Source organism: Pseudoalteromonas sp. S3776, assembly GCF_005886915.1.
In the GTDB taxonomy this organism is placed as follows: Bacteria; Pseudomonadota; Gammaproteobacteria; order Enterobacterales; family Alteromonadaceae; genus Pseudoalteromonas.
Map to the genome: position 1 here is coordinate 1 of NZ_PNCU01000057.1, position 17,872 is coordinate 17,872.

12 protein-coding genes are annotated in these 17,872 nt (G+C 40.6%); 2 read left to right on the plus strand and 10 right to left on the minus strand.

The window, feature by feature from the left end; genetic code table 11:
- Nucleotides 1–436 precede the first annotated feature (436 nt).
- Nucleotides 437–1,021, plus strand: coding sequence for a hypothetical protein (locus CWC16_RS17300; RefSeq protein WP_138542425.1), 585 nt, complete (start codon nucleotides 437–439; stop codon nucleotides 1,019–1,021).
- A 9-nt stretch (nucleotides 1,022–1,030) separates the two neighbouring features.
- On the opposite strand, the gene rluF is transcribed toward CWC16_RS17300, so the two are convergent.
- The 10 genes from rluF to CWC16_RS17350 form a co-directional block, all read right to left on the minus strand.
- Nucleotides 1,031–2,017 (minus strand): 23S rRNA pseudouridine(2604) synthase RluF, encoded by a 987-nt coding sequence (gene rluF / locus CWC16_RS17305; protein WP_138542426.1) that lies wholly within the window; start codon nucleotides 2,015–2,017, stop codon nucleotides 1,031–1,033.
- Between the two features lie 76 nt (nucleotides 2,018–2,093).
- Nucleotides 2,094–3,188 (minus strand): DUF418 domain-containing protein, encoded by a 1,095-nt coding sequence (locus tag CWC16_RS17310; RefSeq protein WP_502705079.1) that lies wholly within the window; start codon nucleotides 3,186–3,188, stop codon nucleotides 2,094–2,096.
- A 19-nt stretch (nucleotides 3,189–3,207) separates the two neighbouring features.
- Nucleotides 3,208–4,422: an EAL and HDOD domain-containing protein gene (locus CWC16_RS17315; RefSeq protein WP_138542427.1), complete on the minus strand. Its 1,215-nt coding sequence runs from the start codon at nucleotides 4,420–4,422 to the stop codon at nucleotides 3,208–3,210.
- 91 nt (nucleotides 4,423–4,513) lie between these two features.
- Nucleotides 4,514–6,049 (minus strand): glycogen synthase, encoded by a 1,536-nt coding sequence (locus CWC16_RS17320; protein WP_138542428.1) that lies wholly within the window; start codon nucleotides 6,047–6,049, stop codon nucleotides 4,514–4,516.
- A 41-nt stretch (nucleotides 6,050–6,090) separates the two neighbouring features.
- Nucleotides 6,091–7,392, minus strand: coding sequence for a glucose-1-phosphate adenylyltransferase (glgC, locus tag CWC16_RS17325; protein WP_004586432.1), 1,302 nt, complete (start codon nucleotides 7,390–7,392; stop codon nucleotides 6,091–6,093).
- A gap of 14 nt (nucleotides 7,393–7,406) precedes the next feature.
- Complete coding sequence (locus CWC16_RS17330) at nucleotides 7,407–9,944, minus strand: glycogen/starch/alpha-glucan phosphorylase (RefSeq protein WP_138542429.1); 2,538 nt, start codon at nucleotides 9,942–9,944, stop codon at nucleotides 7,407–7,409.
- Nucleotides 9,937–12,000, minus strand: a complete 2,064-nt coding sequence (gene glgX, locus CWC16_RS17335) for a glycogen debranching protein GlgX (RefSeq protein WP_138542430.1) — start codon at nucleotides 11,998–12,000, stop codon at nucleotides 9,937–9,939. The genes CWC16_RS17330 and glgX overlap by 8 nt, the downstream gene beginning before the upstream one ends.
- Nucleotides 11,993–14,212 (minus strand): 1,4-alpha-glucan branching protein GlgB, encoded by a 2,220-nt coding sequence (gene glgB, locus CWC16_RS17340; RefSeq protein ID WP_138542431.1) that lies wholly within the window; start codon nucleotides 14,210–14,212, stop codon nucleotides 11,993–11,995. The genes glgX and glgB overlap by 8 nt, the downstream gene beginning before the upstream one ends.
- Nucleotides 14,205–16,202 carry a 4-alpha-glucanotransferase gene (gene malQ / locus CWC16_RS17345; protein WP_138542432.1) on the minus strand — a complete coding sequence of 666 codons (1,998 nt, stop codon included), beginning with the start codon at nucleotides 16,200–16,202 and terminating at the stop codon, nucleotides 14,205–14,207. Before malQ ends, glgB begins: the two co-directional genes overlap by 8 nt.
- Before the next feature lie 9 nt (nucleotides 16,203–16,211).
- Entirely contained in the window at nucleotides 16,212–16,514 is a 303-nt protein-coding gene (locus tag CWC16_RS17350; RefSeq protein WP_138542433.1) for an isoamylase early set domain-containing protein, read from the minus strand.
- Between the two features lie 374 nt (nucleotides 16,515–16,888).
- Between CWC16_RS17350 and CWC16_RS17355 the strand changes: the two genes are divergently transcribed.
- Nucleotides 16,889–17,827 (plus strand): hypothetical protein, encoded by a 939-nt coding sequence (locus tag CWC16_RS17355; protein WP_138542434.1) that lies wholly within the window; start codon nucleotides 16,889–16,891, stop codon nucleotides 17,825–17,827.
- Nucleotides 17,828–17,872 lie beyond the last annotated feature (45 nt).

Below are 17,872 nucleotides of genomic sequence, written 5' to 3' on the forward strand. Positions count from 1 at the left end.
GCCAAACATACGCTGCCCGAAGGGTTCTTTCTAGGGGCCATTTACTCTTTGTTGCCTACATGGATGTAGGTAAGGGGCGTGAGCAGGACGCGGAAGCTTTACTCGGTTTTTACTTAGCCCACTAGGTTACAAACCTCGCGCCACGATTAAATAGCCCCTAGATTGAACAAGTTATAATCCTGAAAGGTCAACAGGCCCTAGGCTGTATATGTATTCTCTTTGGCTATTTTCGCTTTATAAGCGACGAAAATGGCAATGCAGATTTAAACAACTACCGTTTCACGGGCGGTATTGCGTTGGTAATAACGGGCATGTTTGACGGTACTTACGATTTAATTAAACGTCTGCGCTCTAAAAACAGCGTATCTGCATTAGCCGTTTATTTAGGGCTTTTTTTACTTTATATTGGCGTTGTGTTTTATAAATAACCCCTCAAATGACAGCAAAACAACTTTTTAGAATAATAATTACCGCGAGCTTACTACTCCCTCCCCTATTTTTTATTGCTTGGGATGAAAATCTCGATCCCCCCTTTATTGCCAATACTGCTTATGATTTTTTAACACATAAGCTGCTTCCTGCTTTGTCAGTACTAATTAGTATTGCAGCAGGTATGTACGGATACAAAAAGTACAACGCATGCATAACGTTTAAATCAAATTTTAAAGACTACTTAGAGGATGATGGGAAGCTTAGGGGTTGGCTGGGTATCTTGTTTATACCGGTTTTAGTTTATTTATGGCTGTGGGCTAGTTTTTGTATTTCTGTAAAGCTTTGGACTTATTATTATAGCGAGAATAGCTGGCAGCAAGAGTACCAGCTACTGGCTATAGAGGCCTGCCCGCGTGATTACGAATACAGCTGCGCAAAACTGGTTGTGCTTGATTTACAAACTTATAGAAAACGCTCTTTTAGATGGTATTTAGATAAGCAAAAACTAAAACGGTTAAAAAATGAAAAAATAAACATCGTGGGCGTTAAAAGCCCACTCGGTTACGTTGTGCATCAAATACAGTGGTAAGTGCACACGCTATTTTTTTAAACTTAATGTACCAGATGAGCGCGATTTACCGTTTGATGACTTTTTGTTGTTTGCGTTTTTGCTATCGCCTTGAGTATTTTTAACTACGGCCCCTTTACCTAAATAGGTGGTTGAACGCTTTTGAAAGGGGGTGTTACTTCTTTGAGTACGAGTGCCTCGCTCATTATTAAAGGCACGTGGGTTTTCACCCTGAAAATCACGCTTTTTAGGCTCGCCTTTGTTATTGGCATTTTGCTTATTAGTATCAACCGAATGCTCTTGCGTTTTACCCGAGTCAGCAATTGAGTCATTAATTTGCGCCATTTCTACGTCGGTTAAATGTCGCCACTGGCCTACTTTTAAGCCCTTTAACGTTACATTCATAATGCGGGTACGTTTAAGGGTCACCACTTCATAGCCTAGGTATTCACACATACGACGAATTTGGCGATTTAACCCCTGTGTAAGCACAATTTTGAACTCTTGCGGCGCTGTTTGCTTCACTTTACATTTTTTTGTGACGGTATCTAAAATAGGAATACCGTTGGCCATTTTGCTCACAAACTGGCGGTTTAGTGGTTTATCAACTGTCACCACGTATTCTTTTTCGTGGTTATTACCTGCTCGCAAAATTTTATTAACGATGTCACCTTCGTTAGTTAAAAAAATTAATCCTTCAGAAGGTCTATCTAAACGGCCGATAGGAAATATGCGGGTGGGATAATTAACAGCTTTTACAATATTACTTTGAATTTTACTCTCGGTGGTACAGGTAATACCTACTGGCTTATTATACGCAATGTACACACGCTTTGGTTTTTCGCGCAGCGGTTTTCCATCTACTAAAACAGTATCGGTATCTGCCACTTTTACGCCCATTTCAGGCGTATTACCATTAACCGTTACACGACCTTGCTCAATATATTTATCGGCTTCACGGCGTGAACAAAAACCTGTTTCACTAATAAATTTATTTAAACGTTTTAATTCGGTCATGGCACTTAATGGTCCTAATTTTAAAGGCGACTAGTGTAAACCACACGCCATTATTTTTCGCCCCTAATTTAAGCCTTTACGCATTAATTTTTGCGATTTTTGCTTGAGTTAACTTACGCCAAACATATTCCAGCGGCCCTTGCTCATAATAGCGACAATATAAAGCTGTAAACAATAGCTGCAAAGTAACCAGGCCGGTCGCGACTAACCAATAGTCTATGCGGTTAAAACTCAATACCCACTGCGGATACAATACTTTATAAAGCAGCAGCTGCATAAGTGTTTGGCCTATATATAGGGTAAAAGCTAGGCGCCCCGCCTGCTGAATAAGCCGCCCTACATGGGCGCGATTATTACAAAATTTAACGATAAGATGAATATAAAATACAGCCATGAACAACGCGGCAAAGGTATTTATAAACTCTTGTATGGCGAACCCTGCTCCCCCTGTAAACTGTGACGCATACAGCCTCATGCCTGAAAAAATAAAGGCACCAGTTATACAAATAATAAGGTGCGGCTTGGTTAAACCTCTATTAAAAACCTCATTTTTATATAAATAGATGCCTATCAGCATCAGCCCTACGCACAGCCACATGATCATGATAGGAACAGCTACCAGCATTAATACATTCATACCTAGGTTACTTAAAAAATAATCGCTGTAATGTGGGCTATATAAATCGATATACTGCGCTGTGTCACGATAAATTACCTCATCTGGTACACTAAAAAGTACCAACGCCGTGGCTACACAACCAATTAAAAGAAACTCCCCCGCCCTTTTTAAAAGTAGTTGGTTATTACTTTGCAAATATTTTAGGGTAAACCAGCCAGATACACCGTACAAAAATAAAATGTCGCCAGCCCACAGTAAAAAACCATGTACCAAACCAAAAATGATAAGCCAATGCAATCGCGCTTTTAAAGGGGCTGTTGATTTAACTTTTTGCCATTGAATATACAGGCCTGCACCAAACAGTAAGCTAAACAGCGTTCTAAATCGGCCATCCACAAAAAAAGTACTCACAGCATGGATAAGGGCATCGCTAAAAGGCGGGGTAGATAAAGGAATATAGCTATAGTCCATTAAGCCAAACGCATAGCCATTCATATACACTAAGCAAAGCACAGCAATGCCACGAATAAAGTCCATATTATAATTTCGCATAATGAGCGGTTACTGTCCTTTAACTATTATTTTTATAATTATCTGCCCAATCTACGGCTTGTTTATATAACCCTGGCAGCACATCACTTTTAACATTAAGTAATATAACGGCTTTTTCTAATGTCCACCAGCTACCTGTTTCGTACGCTTGCACTACATTTAAAATATAATATAGGGTGTTTTTTTCGTTTAATAACGCCGCTTTAATATCATCAGGAAAAGGTAATTTTTCGACTAATAAACTCATAGGTTGATCGAGTATGGCATCGAGTAACGAAAACAAGCCGGTTAAAAACGCCTCACCCGCAAGCGATTTAGACACCTGCTTTGCTATTAGCTCACAAAAGCGTGCTCTAACTACACACACTTGCATTAACTCTGCTGGCTTTTTACCCGCGGTGTGGGCGGTAACAATAAGACTTACAAACTTTTTTAAACGCTCATGCCCTAAATACACTAACGCCTGTTTAATAGATGATATTTTGCTTTGAATAGGAAAAACACCACTGTTAATTAGGCGCATAAGCTTATAAGCCAGGGCTGCATCGGCTTCAAATAACGCACTAATTTGCTTTATATCTGGGCTTGATTTCATTACTTGCGCGTAAATAGCCACAACTAACGCATAGTTATAATCAATGTCTTGCTGTTCGTGCATTGTGGGCTTAGCAAAAAAGTAGCCTTGGAAATAATCAAACCCCATTTTATGGGCTTGATGATAATCGGCTTGGGTTTCTATTTTTTCAGCTAATATTTTAATTTTTTTATGCTGTTTTAGTTTTTCTACAATCTCGGCAATATCTGATAAAGGCGTTTGCGCAATATCAAACTTTACTAGCTTAATAAACTTTAAAAATCGCTCCCATTGTTCGTTATACACAAAGTCATCTAATGCAAGCTTATAATTTTTATGAAAAAGTTCTCTGCAAAGTTGGTAATTATCATCGGTGGGTTCAATGGTTTCTAACAGCTCAATGACTACATCTTTACAGGGTAAAAAGTCACATAAATTGTGTTTTAAAGAGTCAGGCCCTATATTTATTAATGCTGTTTTACCTGAGGTGATGTGGCGGGTGCCTAAATTAAGCTGGTTTTCCATTATTAGGCGAGCAGTAGCTTGACCTTCTTCTATATCGGGAAAAAAGTTTTCAGCACTATTGCGAAATAAAAGCTCGTAAGCAACTACATTTTGCTTACGATTAAATATTGCTTGCCTTGCAACAAATACAGACACATTACCTACTTCTTATTTATATACTCAAACTAAGTAATTAATAGCGTAAATAGGTAAAAATGTCACTTCTGTTGCGTTTAAATTTAATGATTTAGCAATACATGCTTGAAATATAATCAGCAGCGACCGTTTCCCACGAAAAACGTGCACCTTTAGCATTAGCTGTAATTTTTTCCCATTGCTTAGGATTTTGCTGTTTTAGCGTAAGGGTTTCAGTTAAGCATGTCATTAACCCATCAACTTGCTCATCTAACGAGGCGCCAAAAAACGCAAAGCCATTGTTTTTGTGGCTTACGGTGTCTTTTAAACCGCCAACACTGTGTACTAAACAAGGTTGCCCTGCGCGCATAGCAAGCATTTGACTAATTCCGCATGGTTCAAACGAGCTTGGCATTAAAAATAAATCCCCAAGCTCATATAGGCTATCGCCAATACCTTGCCCATACCCTTTTAAAAACAACAAGTTTGCATTGCGTGCCATGGCCTTAGTAAAAATACTTTCAGGAGCTTTGTCACCAGAGCCTAAAATAATGAGACGGCCATTAAAACGGTTAATTATTTCACACACTTTATCAAGCGCTAATGCATTACCGTATTGTTGACAAAGTAATAGCACCTTTTGCTCGGTCAGCCTGCCAACACTTGTTACAAGGGGCCCGTCTATTGGCGTGTTTTTAAACTGCAGCATGCGCTGATGCGCAATATAGTAACTCGTTTCAAGCTGTTCATGTTTTACCATCCAGTTAAATAAGGTATGTTCAATACGCTCATACAAAAGCGATAAAGTAACCTGCTCAGGGCTTTGCTCAGGGTATTCACAGCCATTTAATATCCCCACTACCTTGCCTTGGGCCGATTGATTTTGTAAATCAAGCTCTAAGCCTTCTCCACCAAAAAAACCTTGCTGATAATTACTCGGCTTTAGTACCTCAGTACTGTAAGTAGGTGAGACTAAATGCACTTTATCAGCCAAATTTATAGCGCTTCGCATAGGGTTAAAGCAGTGTGGGTAACGAGGGTCGCACAAATGTTGCCCGTTATAACCTAACGAAGGAAACCAGGCCTCTAAACTCGAGTCATCGTGTTTAAAAGGTCTGATCCCTTGCAGTGCTAAATTATGAACAGTGTAGGCAATGTGTAAATTAGCAAGCGTATCGTAGCGTTTATCAAATTTTAATAACACGGCAACACAAGCGCTGTGCCAATCGTGAAGATGCAGTGCTTGAGGGCGCTTTAATAATCCCTGCAGTAACACTTCACATATTGCGGCACTAAATAATGCGTATTTGGTTGCATCTGTTGCAAAAGGTCGCCCGGGTTCGTCATTGCAGTACACCGCCCCCGATTGGCTAAACAGTGGATGCGAAATAACAAATTGATTAATGTGTGTGTTGTCATCACATATTTTAAATACAGATAATACCTGTGGCTGCGCTCTAAATATAACAGTGACATCACCTATATATTCACGTTGCAGTTGCTCAAACCCATAATCAGGAATAACAACATCTACGCTCACGCCCTGTGCGGCTAGTGCTTTTGGGGCATCTCTGACTACATCTGCTACACCGCCCACTTTAGCGTTTGGTAAAGCATCGTTTTCTGCGGCAACCATTAATACATGCATTTATTTACTACTTCCTTAACCTTTGTTATTCGCATCCGATTTTAAGCGAACTTTTTATTTTCGTGTGCTTGACGTTCAAGCTTTTTGGCAAGCTCCGTGAGCATATCACGGGTTACAAGCACTATGCCTTTTTTAGATACCCTAAAGCCATTTTCTTCATCGGCTTTTCTATCGTAGCCAATTTCAAGCCCTGCGGGTATTTCACAGCTTCGATCAATTATGGCTCGCTTAATTTTACAATGACGATTAATGAGAGCCCCGGGTAAAATTACCGATTGCTCTATTTCGCAAAATGAACGTACGTGCACGTTTGAAAACAGCAGTGATTTTCTAACTACTGAGCCCGATACAATACACCCCCCTGATACCGTTGAGTCTACCGCCATACCGCGTCTATCTTCATCATCAAAAATAAACTTAGCCGGTGGCAACTGCTCTTGGTAGGTCCAAATAGGCCAGGTTGGATCGTATAAATCTAGCTGTGGCTCGGGCATTACCAATTCCATATTGGCTTCCCAAAACGAGTCTAACGTTCCTACATCGCGCCAATAAGGTTGCCCTTCTTGCATGGGATCTCTAAACGGAAACGCATACACACTGTGCTCTTCTATAATTGCCGGAATAATATCGTGCCCAAAATCGCGGCCAGAACCTTCATTTTCAGCATCTTTTTTTAGCTGCTCAAATAAAAACTCGGTATTAAACACATAGTTGCCCATAGAGGCTAAGCAGGTTCCTGGCTTACCAGGGACAGAGCTGGGGATAGAAGGTTTTTCATCAAAGCGGCATACTCGATTTTTTTCATCAACGGTCATTACCCCAAAGGTGTCTGCAGCCTCTTCAACAGGTACTTCAAGACAACATACAGTCATGTCGGCGCCTTTTTGGACATGCTCAGCTAATAAAGCACCGTAATCCATTCGATAAACGTGATCGCCTGACAAAATCATCACATATTTTGGCAGTTCGTGGCGAATTATATCCATGTTTTGAAAAACCGCATCGGCAGTCCCACAATACCACTCATCACCATTACGCTGAGATGCGGGTAAAATTTCAACCGACTCCCCCAGCTCCTTCTTAAAATGGCCCCAGGCGCGATTAACATGGCGGATCAAAGAGTGTGATTTATACTGTGTGGCTATGCCTACACGCCTCACACCCGAATTAATACAATTTGATAATGGAAAATCGATAATACGGTGCTTACCGCCAAAATAAACAGCAGGCTTTGCGCGCCAATCTGTCAATTCGTGTAAGCGTGAGCCGCGTCCACCAGCCAGTATTAACGCGTACGTATCTCGGGTTAAGCTACTTATGTAACGATTTGCATAACTAGGCATAATACTCTCTCCGTTTAGTCTGTGCTCTTAGTGGCATGGCTCGTAGTTGTGTGTAAGTCTGTTTCACTAATAGTTAGGGGGGTTAGGTGCCAAATATCTTCACTGTATTGGCTTATGGTTCTATCACTTGAAAAGATGCCACTTGCGGCCGTATTTAAAATACTCATTTGCGTCCAATGCGTTTGGTCAAGATACGCAGCCTCTACCTGCTTTTGCGCAGCAACGTAGCTTTCAAAGTCATGTGCAACCAACCAAGGATCGTGAGGGCTTTTAATTGCATTAATAATGTCGTCAAATAAATTAGGCTCAAACAGATTAAATTGCCCGCTTTCGAGTAACTGCATTACATGGCTCAGGTCGCTGTTTTGCTCTATTAAATGAGAAGGGTTATAGCGCGATTTAATATCATCAATTTCATGAGCCTGCGCACCAAACAAAAAGAAATTATCTGCGCCCACAGCGTCTCTAATTTCAATATTCGCCCCATCTAACGTACCAATAGTAAGCGCGCCATTCATCATAAACTTCATGTTACCAGTGCCTGATGCTTCTTTACCTGCGGTCGATACTTGCTCTGATAAATCGGTTGCCGGGCAAATCGTTTCCATTGCGGTTACATTATAATTTGGCAAAAACGCAACTCGTAAATAAGGTGCTGCAAGTGGGTCTTTATTAATAACCTCAGCGACATTATTAATGAGCTTAATTATTTTTTTAGCCATGTAATAACCAGGCGCTGCTTTACCTCCTAACAGCACACAACGTGGTACTAAGTTTGTCGTATCGCCACGGCGTATACGCTCATATAAATGAATAACATGCAGCACATTTAATAGCTGGCGTTTGTATTCGTGAATACGTTTAACTTGTACGTCAAACATCATCTCTACATCAAAATCAACACCACAGCGCTCTTTGACTAAATCGACGAGGCGTTGTTTATTTTCGCGTTTAACATTTTGCCATTGCTGATGAAACGCCCTGTCGTCGAAGTAGCGACGTAATTGGCTAATATCTGCAAAATTGCTAACCCATTTTGAGCCAATTTTTTCTGTAATTAACGTGCTCAAGGCAGGGTTGCAGTGTGCTAACCAACGCCTTGGCGTAACCCCATTGGTTTTATTATTAAACTTATTAGGCCAAAGTTCATAAAAGGTTTTAAATAGGCCTTCTTTTAAAAGTTGAGTATGTAGTGCGGCCACACCATTTACCGAATAGCTACCCACAATGGCTAAATATGCCATGCGTATTTGCGGCACGTCGCCTTCTTCAATTAACGACAGCGCACGCTGTTTACTTGCATCACCAGGCCAATGCTGAGCCACTTGGGCTAAAAAGCGGGCATTTATTTCATAAATAATTTCTAAAATTCGTGGGAGTAGTTTTGCAAAAAGTGGCACCGACCATTTTTCTAATGCCTCTGGCAATAATGTGTGGTTAGTGTAAGCCATTGTGCTGGTTGTAATTTCCCACGCATTATCCCAATCAAGCTCGTAGTCATCAACCAAAATGCGCATTAACTCTGCCACGGCAATACTTGGGTGGGTATCATTTAATTGAAATACATGATGTGCAGCAAAGTCACTAAAGTCTTCGCCGTACTGTTCAACCCATTGCGATACAATATCTTGAATGCTCGCTGATGATAAAAAGTACTGTTGGCGCAACCTAAGCTCTTTACCATTTTCACTGCTGTCATTTGGGTAAAGCACCATTGTGATTTGTTCTGCTAAGTTTTTTTGCGCCACCGCTTCTGAATAACTCCCTGCATTAAACTCGGTTAAGTTAAATTCGTCGGTCGCTTCTGATTTCCATAACCTTAGCGTATTAACAATGTCGTTTTTATAACCAGGAATAGGCACATCATAGGGCACGGCTAAAACATCATGACAACCAACCCATTGGCGGTGTTCTCGCCCATGTTTGTCGGTATAACTTTGTACGTGCCCGAAAAACTTCACTCGTTGTGATTGCTCAGGGGCGGCAAGCTCCCACGGGTGCCCCTCACGAAGCCAATTATCGGGTTGCTCAACTTGGTGACCATTTTTTAGTGATTGGTTAAACATACCGTATTCGTAGCGAATACCGTAACCCACCACGGGAAGCGCAAGGCTTGCACAGCTATCTAAAAAACAGGCTGCTAAACGTCCGAGGCCACCATTACCTAGCCCTGCATCATGCTCTGCTTGGGCTACAGTTTCTGTTGTGGTGCAATATTCTTGTAGAGCACTGGATACTTGCTCGTCTAAATCTAAGTTTAAAATAGCATTGCCAAGTGCCCTACCCATTAAAAATTCTAACGATAAGTAAGCTGTTTTGCGGCGTTTTTCTTGCTTTATTTGTTGTTTGGTTTCTCTGCAACGAGCAACAAGCCGATCTCTAATTGTCAGCGCGAGCGCATGATATAAATACAGTTGCGACTCACCGACTTTGTCACGTCCTAAACTGTAATAAAAGTGCCGAGTTAAATCATCCTTTAAAGTGCTTTCATCAATTACAGGGCCTTCTTGCCACCCTTTTACCACACACACATTTTCGTCTTGCTTAGACATGACCTTCGTCCTCTAAATTTGCACTAAAAACCCAGCTGCTTTGTGTTGAAATTTCGACTATTGCATCCTCTTTACTGCTTAGCGATGCGTTATGTACACTTGATAAAACCATGTCCCATTGCGCCGCGATAGGCGATGGGGGTAACTTACAAAAAACTGTTTTTTTACTCGGATTTAAAATGATTAATAAGGCGTATTTATTTTGCTTATCTAACAAGCTATACATTAAAAACTGGCGCTGCGGCTCGTGCCAATGCTCGTTAGTCATTTTTACGCCTTGCTCGGTAAACCATTTAACCGTAAAGCGCTCGTCAATATCTTCTGAAAATACACTGTGTTTAAACGCGCTGTGACCACGCCTTATTTTTAATGCATCGTCAATAAAACGGGTAAGTGAATGATTTAGCTGCGAGTCTTTCCATGCCAACCAACTGGTGCGGTTATTTTGACAATACGCATTATTATTACCCCCCTGCGAGTGGCCCATTTCACTGCCAGAGGCAATCATAGGTACTCCTTTTGAGAGTATTAGCGTAAGTAAAAAGTTCTTTTGTTGTTGCAATCTTAAGGCAATAATTTTGGCATCATTAGTAAATCCCTCAACACCACAATTGGTTGAATGATTAGCGCTGTGGCCATCGCGATTTTGCTCACCATTTGCTTCATTATGTTTGTGCTCATAACTGACTAAATCAGCAAGCGTAAAACCATCGTGGCTGGTAATAAAGTTAATACTATTAAGCGGCCCACGCTGGCTGTGTTCAAAAATATCAAATGAGCCATGAATACGCTTTGCCACATTGGCTATAACGCCTTCTTCGCTTTGCCAAAATCGGCGTATTACATCTCTGTATTGATCATTCCACTCTCGCCACGGGGAGGGGAATGCGCCAAGTTGGTAGCCACCGGGCCCTATATCCCAAGGTTCACTAATAAGCTTTACACGGCTTAATACAGGGTCTTGCTCAATGGCTTGAAAAAACGCATGGGCGGTATTAAAACCATGGGCATTCCTGCCTAAAATAGTAGCTAAATCAAACCTAAAACCGTCGACTCCCATTATTTGTACCCAATAACGCAAGCTATCTAGTACCAGCTTTAAAGTTTTAGGGTGGTCAATATTAATGGTGTTACCACAGCCTGTATCGTTTATATACACCTGTGGCTTGTCAGCAACCGTACGATAATAAGCAAGGTTATCTAGCCCTCTGAGCGATAAAATCGGCCCATCGGCGCCCGCTTCTGCGGTGTGGTTATAAACCACATCTAAAATAACCTCTATATCCGCTTTATGAAGCTCGCTAACCATTTGTTTAAACTCGTTAATGTCGTCATTAACCAAATAATCTTTATGCGGAGTAAAAAAATTGAGCGTGTTGTAGCCCCAATAATTTTGCAGCCCTTTTGCCGTTAAAAACTGCTCACTTATAAAGGCATGCACAGGGAGTAGCTCAAGTGCAGTAACCCCTAAATTATGCAAATGCTCAATAAAGCTAGGGTGGCTTAAACCTAAAAACTTGCCTTGCAAATTTTTAGGAATATTAGGGTGTCGGCACGTGGCACCTTTTACATGACACTCATAAATAACGGTATTAGACCAGCTATGATTTGGCTTTTTATGTTTATAAGGCTGGCTATTAATAACCCGTGATTTAGGTATATCAATGGCATTATTAACGGTGCTTTTCGTGCCAATAGGCATTTGCCCATAGTGGCGCTCACTCCATGTAAATTCGCCAAATAAGTCTTTTGCATAAGGGTCAATCAGCAATTTGTGCTCGTTAAACAACAGCCCTTTTTCAGGACTGTACTCCCCTTCAATGCGATAACCATATAATGCGCCTTCGGCTAAAGGCGCAACATGGGCTGTCCATATACCGCCTTCGTTGATATGCATGGTTACTTTTAATATTTCAGAGTGACCACTTTTATCAAATAAACACACATAAGCTTGTGTTGCTTTAGGCGCATACAAGCTAAAGTTAACGCCGCCACTGCTAATAGTTGCGCCAAGTGGCTGTGGTTGCCCATGTGAAACCTCAAATCGATTACTCATCTTCAACCTTTTGTAAATAAATCGTCGTTAACCCGCCCATTGCAATTTTAATGCTATGCGAAAAACCATGAACGCTTGCCTTTACGCTACTAACCGTGGCGTTTTTGTTTGCTGTTACTTTAATACCTGAGCCAAAAAAAGCGTCATCATCGGTGTTTAAAATAACCTTATATTTACCCGCCGCGGGTACCCCAATTTCATATTCTTGATAAGAAACAGGTGTAAAGTTTGCTACTACTACAATAAAGTCGTGGGCATTTTTAGCATAACGTACAAAACTAAATATACTTTGCGCGTTATTGTTGTTATCTATCCATTCAAAACCCGCAGGGCTTGAGTCGAGTTCATACAGTGCAGGTGACTTTTTATAAACAGTATTGAGCACTTGTACAGTGTTTTGTATACCGCGGTGGCTTTTATGCTCTAGCAAATGCCAATCAATAGAATGGTTGTGATCCCATTCTTTTCGCTGTGCTATTTCGCCGCCCATAAACAGCAGCTTTTTGCCTGGGTGCGCCCACATAAATGCGTAATACGCACGTAGATTGGCAAATTTTTGCCAATCATCACCGGGCATTTTTTCAATTAGCGAACCTTTACCATGTACAACTTCGTCATGACTTAGCGGTAAAATGTAATTTTCGCTAAATGCGTATACCATAGAAAACGTCATTTCGTGATGGTGGTGCTGCCTATAAAGTGGGTCATATTTCATGTAATGCAGGCTGTCGTTCATCCACCCCATATTCCATTTGTAGCCAAAACCTAAGCCATTGTGATCAACACTTTGAGTAACGCCCGGCCATGCAGTAGACTCTTCAGCCACCATCATAATGCCCGGATTATTTTTATAACTGCGCAGATTTACTTGCTTTAGGCACTCAATAGCGCCTAGGTTTTCTCGCCCACCATAACAATTAGCAACCCATTGCCCTTCTTTGCGGCTGTAGTCTAAATAAAGCATGGAAGCCACAGCATCTACGCGCAGTCCATCAAGGCCAAATTGCTCTAGCCAATACATCGCATTAGAGATTAAAAAGCTTTTCACCTCCGGACGGTCGTAATTATAAATATAGGTATTCCAATCGGGATGAAAGCCCTGTCGAATATCGGCATGTTCAAATAAATGCGTGCCGTCAAAGTGATGTAATCCATGCGGATCGCTAGGAAAATGCCCAGGCACCCAATCAAGTAGCACACCTAAGTTTGCTTTGTGGCACTGCTGAACAAAGTATTTAAAACTGCTGTAATCACCAAAGCGACTAGTTGGTGCAAATAACCCCACCGGCTGATAACCCCACGAACCATCAAATGGGTATTCACTTATTGGCATTAATTGAATATGCGTAAAGCCCATTTCAAGCGTGTAATTAACCAATTTGTCGGCAAGCTCGCTATAGCTTAAATAGCGGTTTTCTTCAGCCCTTTGCCATGAGCCTAAGTGCACTTCGTAAATACTTATGGGCGCGTCTATATGGTTACGCTTTTGACGATTTTTAAGCTCGCTATCGCTCAGCGTAATAGCCGCAGCTTGCTGTTGTAACACACTGGCCGTGCCTGGTGCTTGTTGCATTTTAAAGGCAAACGGATCTGCTTTTTCAAGTACATTGCCTCGCTGTGTCACAATAGAAAATTTATAACAGGTATCGGGCTGAAGCCCTGCGATAAAAATCTCCCACACACCACACGCAGGATGAAAGCGCATATAGTGGCGATTAGCTTGCCAAAGGTTAAATTCCCCAATAACAGATACACTGGCTGCATTAGGCGCCCACACACAAAAACGCACTCCATCAACCCCTTGTTGGTTAATAAAGTGTGCACCTAAATGTTTATATGCATGCTCTAAACTGCCTTCGTTAAATAAGTACATTGCATCCGTATCTAAGCTGCTTGCAAAGCTATATTCATCGTAAAAACATAGTGTTGAATTTTCATATTCAACGTTACACTTATAAGGCTGCGCGGGCATTTCGTTGCTTGTTGCTATAAATAAATCGCTGTGGTTGTAACGCTTTGCAATAACTTTTTTATCATTAATAAAAATACTTACACTTTTCGCTGCGGGTAAATACACGCGTATTTCGTAACCACTTTTATAAGCATGCGCCCCTAAAAAACTAAAAGGGTCTTTAAACCTGCCGCCTTGGAGTGCCCTTACCTGCTCGTCGTAACGGGTTTGTAATGAATCCTTTGGTGCAGTACTACTCATATTCTTTCCTTATTGAATTAACAGCAGCCAAGGTACTGGCATTATGTTTAAAAATATCGTCACATGAGTGCGTTAAAACACGGCGCCAATTTGGGTATTCGGTATCAGTACCGGGTATATTCACCGGATACGTTTGTTTATCTAAATCATCAAGCTGAAGTGCAAATAAACGGCTATCACTATGTGCAAGTGCTTTAGCCAGTTCACCATACACACACATAGCATCGCTAGATTCGTTAAGTTGCTTTATGCTATGTAACCGTATAAAGCGCAGTAAACGTTGTTTTTCATGTTGTCGTTCGTGCAATTGTTGTTGGTACTGCTGCTCATCAATAAGTTGATACTGGCGTTTAATATCTAAATCATCTGTTTGCCACCAGCCGCAAAATGGCGGAACGTCATGATTGGCTATCATAATTAAACAATGCTTAGGTAATTGTTTTAACGACAAAAACTCACCATCATGTTGTTTTTCAAAATAAAATAAGCTATTTGAATAAATACCGCTTGTTGCAAGTGCGTGTTTAACCTCGGGCGGGACTATGCCTAAATCTTCTCCTATTACTATGCACTGATTAAGGTGAGACTCTATTTTTAAAATAGCCAATAAGTGTTCGAAAGGGTAATAAACATAACAACCATCTTGTGTGTGGTTATTTTCAAAACACCACCATAAACGCCTCAGTGCCATAACGTGATCAATTCGCAAACCGCCAACACCTTGCATGTTTGCGCGAATAAGTGAGCGATAAAACGCAAAGTGATCATTTTTTAATTGTTGTGGGTTAAGCGCAGGCAGCCCCCAATTTTGCCCTGCTTCTGCCCAAGGGTCTGGGGGAGCGCCAACATTAGCATTATCGCTAAAAAGTGATTGCTGTGATTGATACTCAATACCATCTCCTGCACAGCCAACAGCAAGGTCATTAATTAAACCTATTGCCATGCCTTTACTTAAACAGTGCTGCTGGCAATGCCTTAATTGTAGTTTAGCCTGCCATTGTAAGTAGTAATCAAAGGTAGGGTTGGCTGAATTGAGCGTAGTTAAGGTCTGGGCGTTTTGTTTGCAAAACTGTGCAAACTCATCGCGCCGCGAAGCACTGGCATGTGCTTCAAAATGACTAAATAGCGCATTAAATAATGCATATTTAACTGTGCTTACTTTTTCATAATTTATAAACTGCTGATTGCTGTTTAAAAGCGCTTTTACCTCATCACTGTGTAATAAAGCATTCAACTGCGGATTATTTTTACTATCAGCTGATAGTTCAACAGAAATATACAGAGGGTTTAATAACGCACGGCTATTAGGGCTATAAGGGCTGGCCCGCTCACTTTGCTGTGCAAAAAGCAAGTGTAATGGGTTGAGTAATATGTAGTCCATGTGCTGCTGTGCACATAAATCACATAGCGCTAGTAAATCATTAAAATCCCCTACACCAAGGCCTGCTTTGTTTTTAACTGTGTACAACTGCAGCGAAAGCCCAGTGCGCTTAGTGTCATCTACTTGAAAAACTTTTTCTGGGGTAGCCCACAATTGAATCTCTTTGCTTTGCGCCCCAACACTAACAAGCGCCTGATGATAACCTACCGGTATAGCCCCTAAAGGCACTGCCACTTCAATATAACGTACGCCATGTGCATAATAATCGCCGGTAATGGTTAAATTATGTAAGTTAGTGCGCTCATAGGTTACATTTAATTTTGGCAGCGTTATAACAACAGGTAAATCAAGTTGGCGCTCATCTATGCGAATATAAAAAAGATTATCAGTTAAATTCACTAAGCTAGTATCGGGTGCTAACTCAAGCCAAGGCGCCACATCCAATTGGTAATTAAGCTGTGCAATTTGGTGTTCATCATCAGTATTTATACCACAACACTGTAAGGCACGTTTGCGCGTGTCTTCGCTAAATATAACCTGCTCGCCCGTGTATTTAGTAAACTCATAACCAATACCGTGCAGATAAAACAACTGCGAAAGTGCGTCCATTTACTCGCCTTAATTTATGCGTTGAGTGTTCACTATGCTATTTTCTGTGCCAAATTTATTAGGTAGGTAGTCATCTGCTTGGTGGTCGTTATCCCAAATATCGCCATTAATTAAATAACGAAAATGAAACTGCTGATCAACGGGCAAACGCTGCTTATATTTGAAGACCCCGTCTTTTTTATTAAATTTCATAGGCACTGGCTGCCAATCGGTAAATTCGCCTAGTAAACTTACTTGCTCTGCATCTGGGTGGGTAAACTCAAAGGTAACTTCTGCTTCATCTTTAGTTTTAAAAAAACGTTTATTCAACATAGTAGGCTCCAACTAATCCAAAATGGGTACTTAATCTTTGCCACAGGGCCGATACAACACTTCAAAAGGCGATGTGGGTGCTTTTAAACAACATCAAACACAGGTAATTTAAGCAAACTTTTATTTACGCATTATTACAGTGCAAAAAAGTTTTAAGCCGCACAATAAAAGTGCGGTTAGGCTAATAAACCTGGCTTTTTAATGAGTAAATAAAGTACAGCAAGTATTAAACCAACTTAATCATTTTAAATATAAGGAGGTGTTAGCAAAAAAAATGACACAAAGGCCCACACCAACCTATAAATTTCTTTCGTTGTCACTGTCCTTAAGTAATAATACACAGCATCTTATGTCTCTGAAATACCATAAATTTCATGTTGAAAAAAAGCATTCTATTTACTACCGTAGTTGTATTTATTGCATTAGCCTCCTTTGTAAGCCTTTCTGCGTATACGCTTTATAGTAAAAAACAATTATCAGTTGACCCAAAATTAAAAGAAATTTCAGGCATAGAGTTTGATAAAAAAAAGCGTTTGTGGGCGATTAATGATGGCGGCGACGACCCAAAACTTTATCGTCTAGGTCAAGATGGCGCTATTGAAAAAGAAATCCTTGTCACTAATGCCAAAAATATTGATTGGGAGGACATGACGCAAAATAAATTTGGTCATTTTTTCTTAGGTGATTTTGGCAATAATAAAAACGATAGGAAATGGTTAACTATTTATAAAATAGAAAACCCTATTGATATAAAAACACAGACCACCGAAGCAGAAATTATCAAATTTACCTACCCAGAAATGGATGGTACGCCTATTTCGCCTAATAAACGCAACTTTGATTTAGAGGCCTTTGTAGAGTACAAACGCCATTTATATTTATTTACCAAAAACAGAACCGAGCCCTTCGATGGGATTACCAACGTTTATAAAGTAGGCGATCATGCAGCTAATTTTGATGCGCAGTTAATTGATTCATTTAAAACATGTACTACTCTTGAAAAGCTATGCTGGATAACCTCCGCTGCGCTTAGCCCAGACAGGACTAAACTAGTGCTACTAGATTCTACCAGTATTTGGCTATTCGAAAATTTTAAAGGCGACAAATTTTTTTCTGGGGATGTATCTCGAATCGATTTAGGTATTGTTACGCAAAAAGAAGCGATTACCTTTTATGATGATAATACGCTTATATTTACAGATGAGGAATTTAAAGGGCTTGTGGGAGGAAATGCTTACGTTATTAAACTAGATGAAGCAGAAAAAACCATTATCAAACAAGCCACCAAACCAATATCTATAGTATCTCAATAGCCATGAATACCTTATTAAACATATAATGTGGTGTTTAATAAGGTA

Bases quoted from the DNA above. Each gene is read 5' to 3' on its own strand.
- CWC16_RS17300 (WP_138542425.1), top strand. From the start codon at position 437: ATGACAGCAAAACAACTTTTTAGAATAATAATTACCGCGAGCTTACTA.
- rluF (WP_138542426.1), bottom strand. From the start codon at position 2,017: ATGACCGAATTAAAACGTTTAAATAAATTTATTAGTGAAACAGGTTTT.
- CWC16_RS17310 (WP_502705079.1), bottom strand. From the start codon at position 3,188: ATGCGAAATTATAATATGGACTTTATTCGTGGCATTGCTGTGCTTTGC.
- CWC16_RS17320 (WP_138542428.1), bottom strand. From the start codon at position 6,049: ATGCATGTATTAATGGTTGCCGCAGAAAACGATGCTTTACCAAACGCT.
- glgC (WP_004586432.1), bottom strand. From the start codon at position 7,392: ATGCCTAGTTATGCAAATCGTTACATAAGTAGCTTAACCCGAGATACG.
- CWC16_RS17330 (WP_138542429.1), bottom strand. From the start codon at position 9,944: ATGTCTAAGCAAGACGAAAATGTGTGTGTGGTAAAAGGGTGGCAAGAA.
- glgX (WP_138542430.1), bottom strand. From the start codon at position 12,000: ATGAGTAATCGATTTGAGGTTTCACATGGGCAACCACAGCCACTTGGC.
- glgB (WP_138542431.1), bottom strand. From the start codon at position 14,212: ATGAGTAGTACTGCACCAAAGGATTCATTACAAACCCGTTACGACGAG.
- malQ (WP_138542432.1), bottom strand. From the start codon at position 16,202: ATGGACGCACTTTCGCAGTTGTTTTATCTGCACGGTATTGGTTATGAG.
- CWC16_RS17350 (WP_138542433.1), bottom strand. From the start codon at position 16,514: ATGTTGAATAAACGTTTTTTTAAAACTAAAGATGAAGCAGAAGTTACC.
- CWC16_RS17355 (WP_138542434.1), top strand. From the start codon at position 16,889: ATGTTGAAAAAAAGCATTCTATTTACTACCGTAGTTGTATTTATTGCA.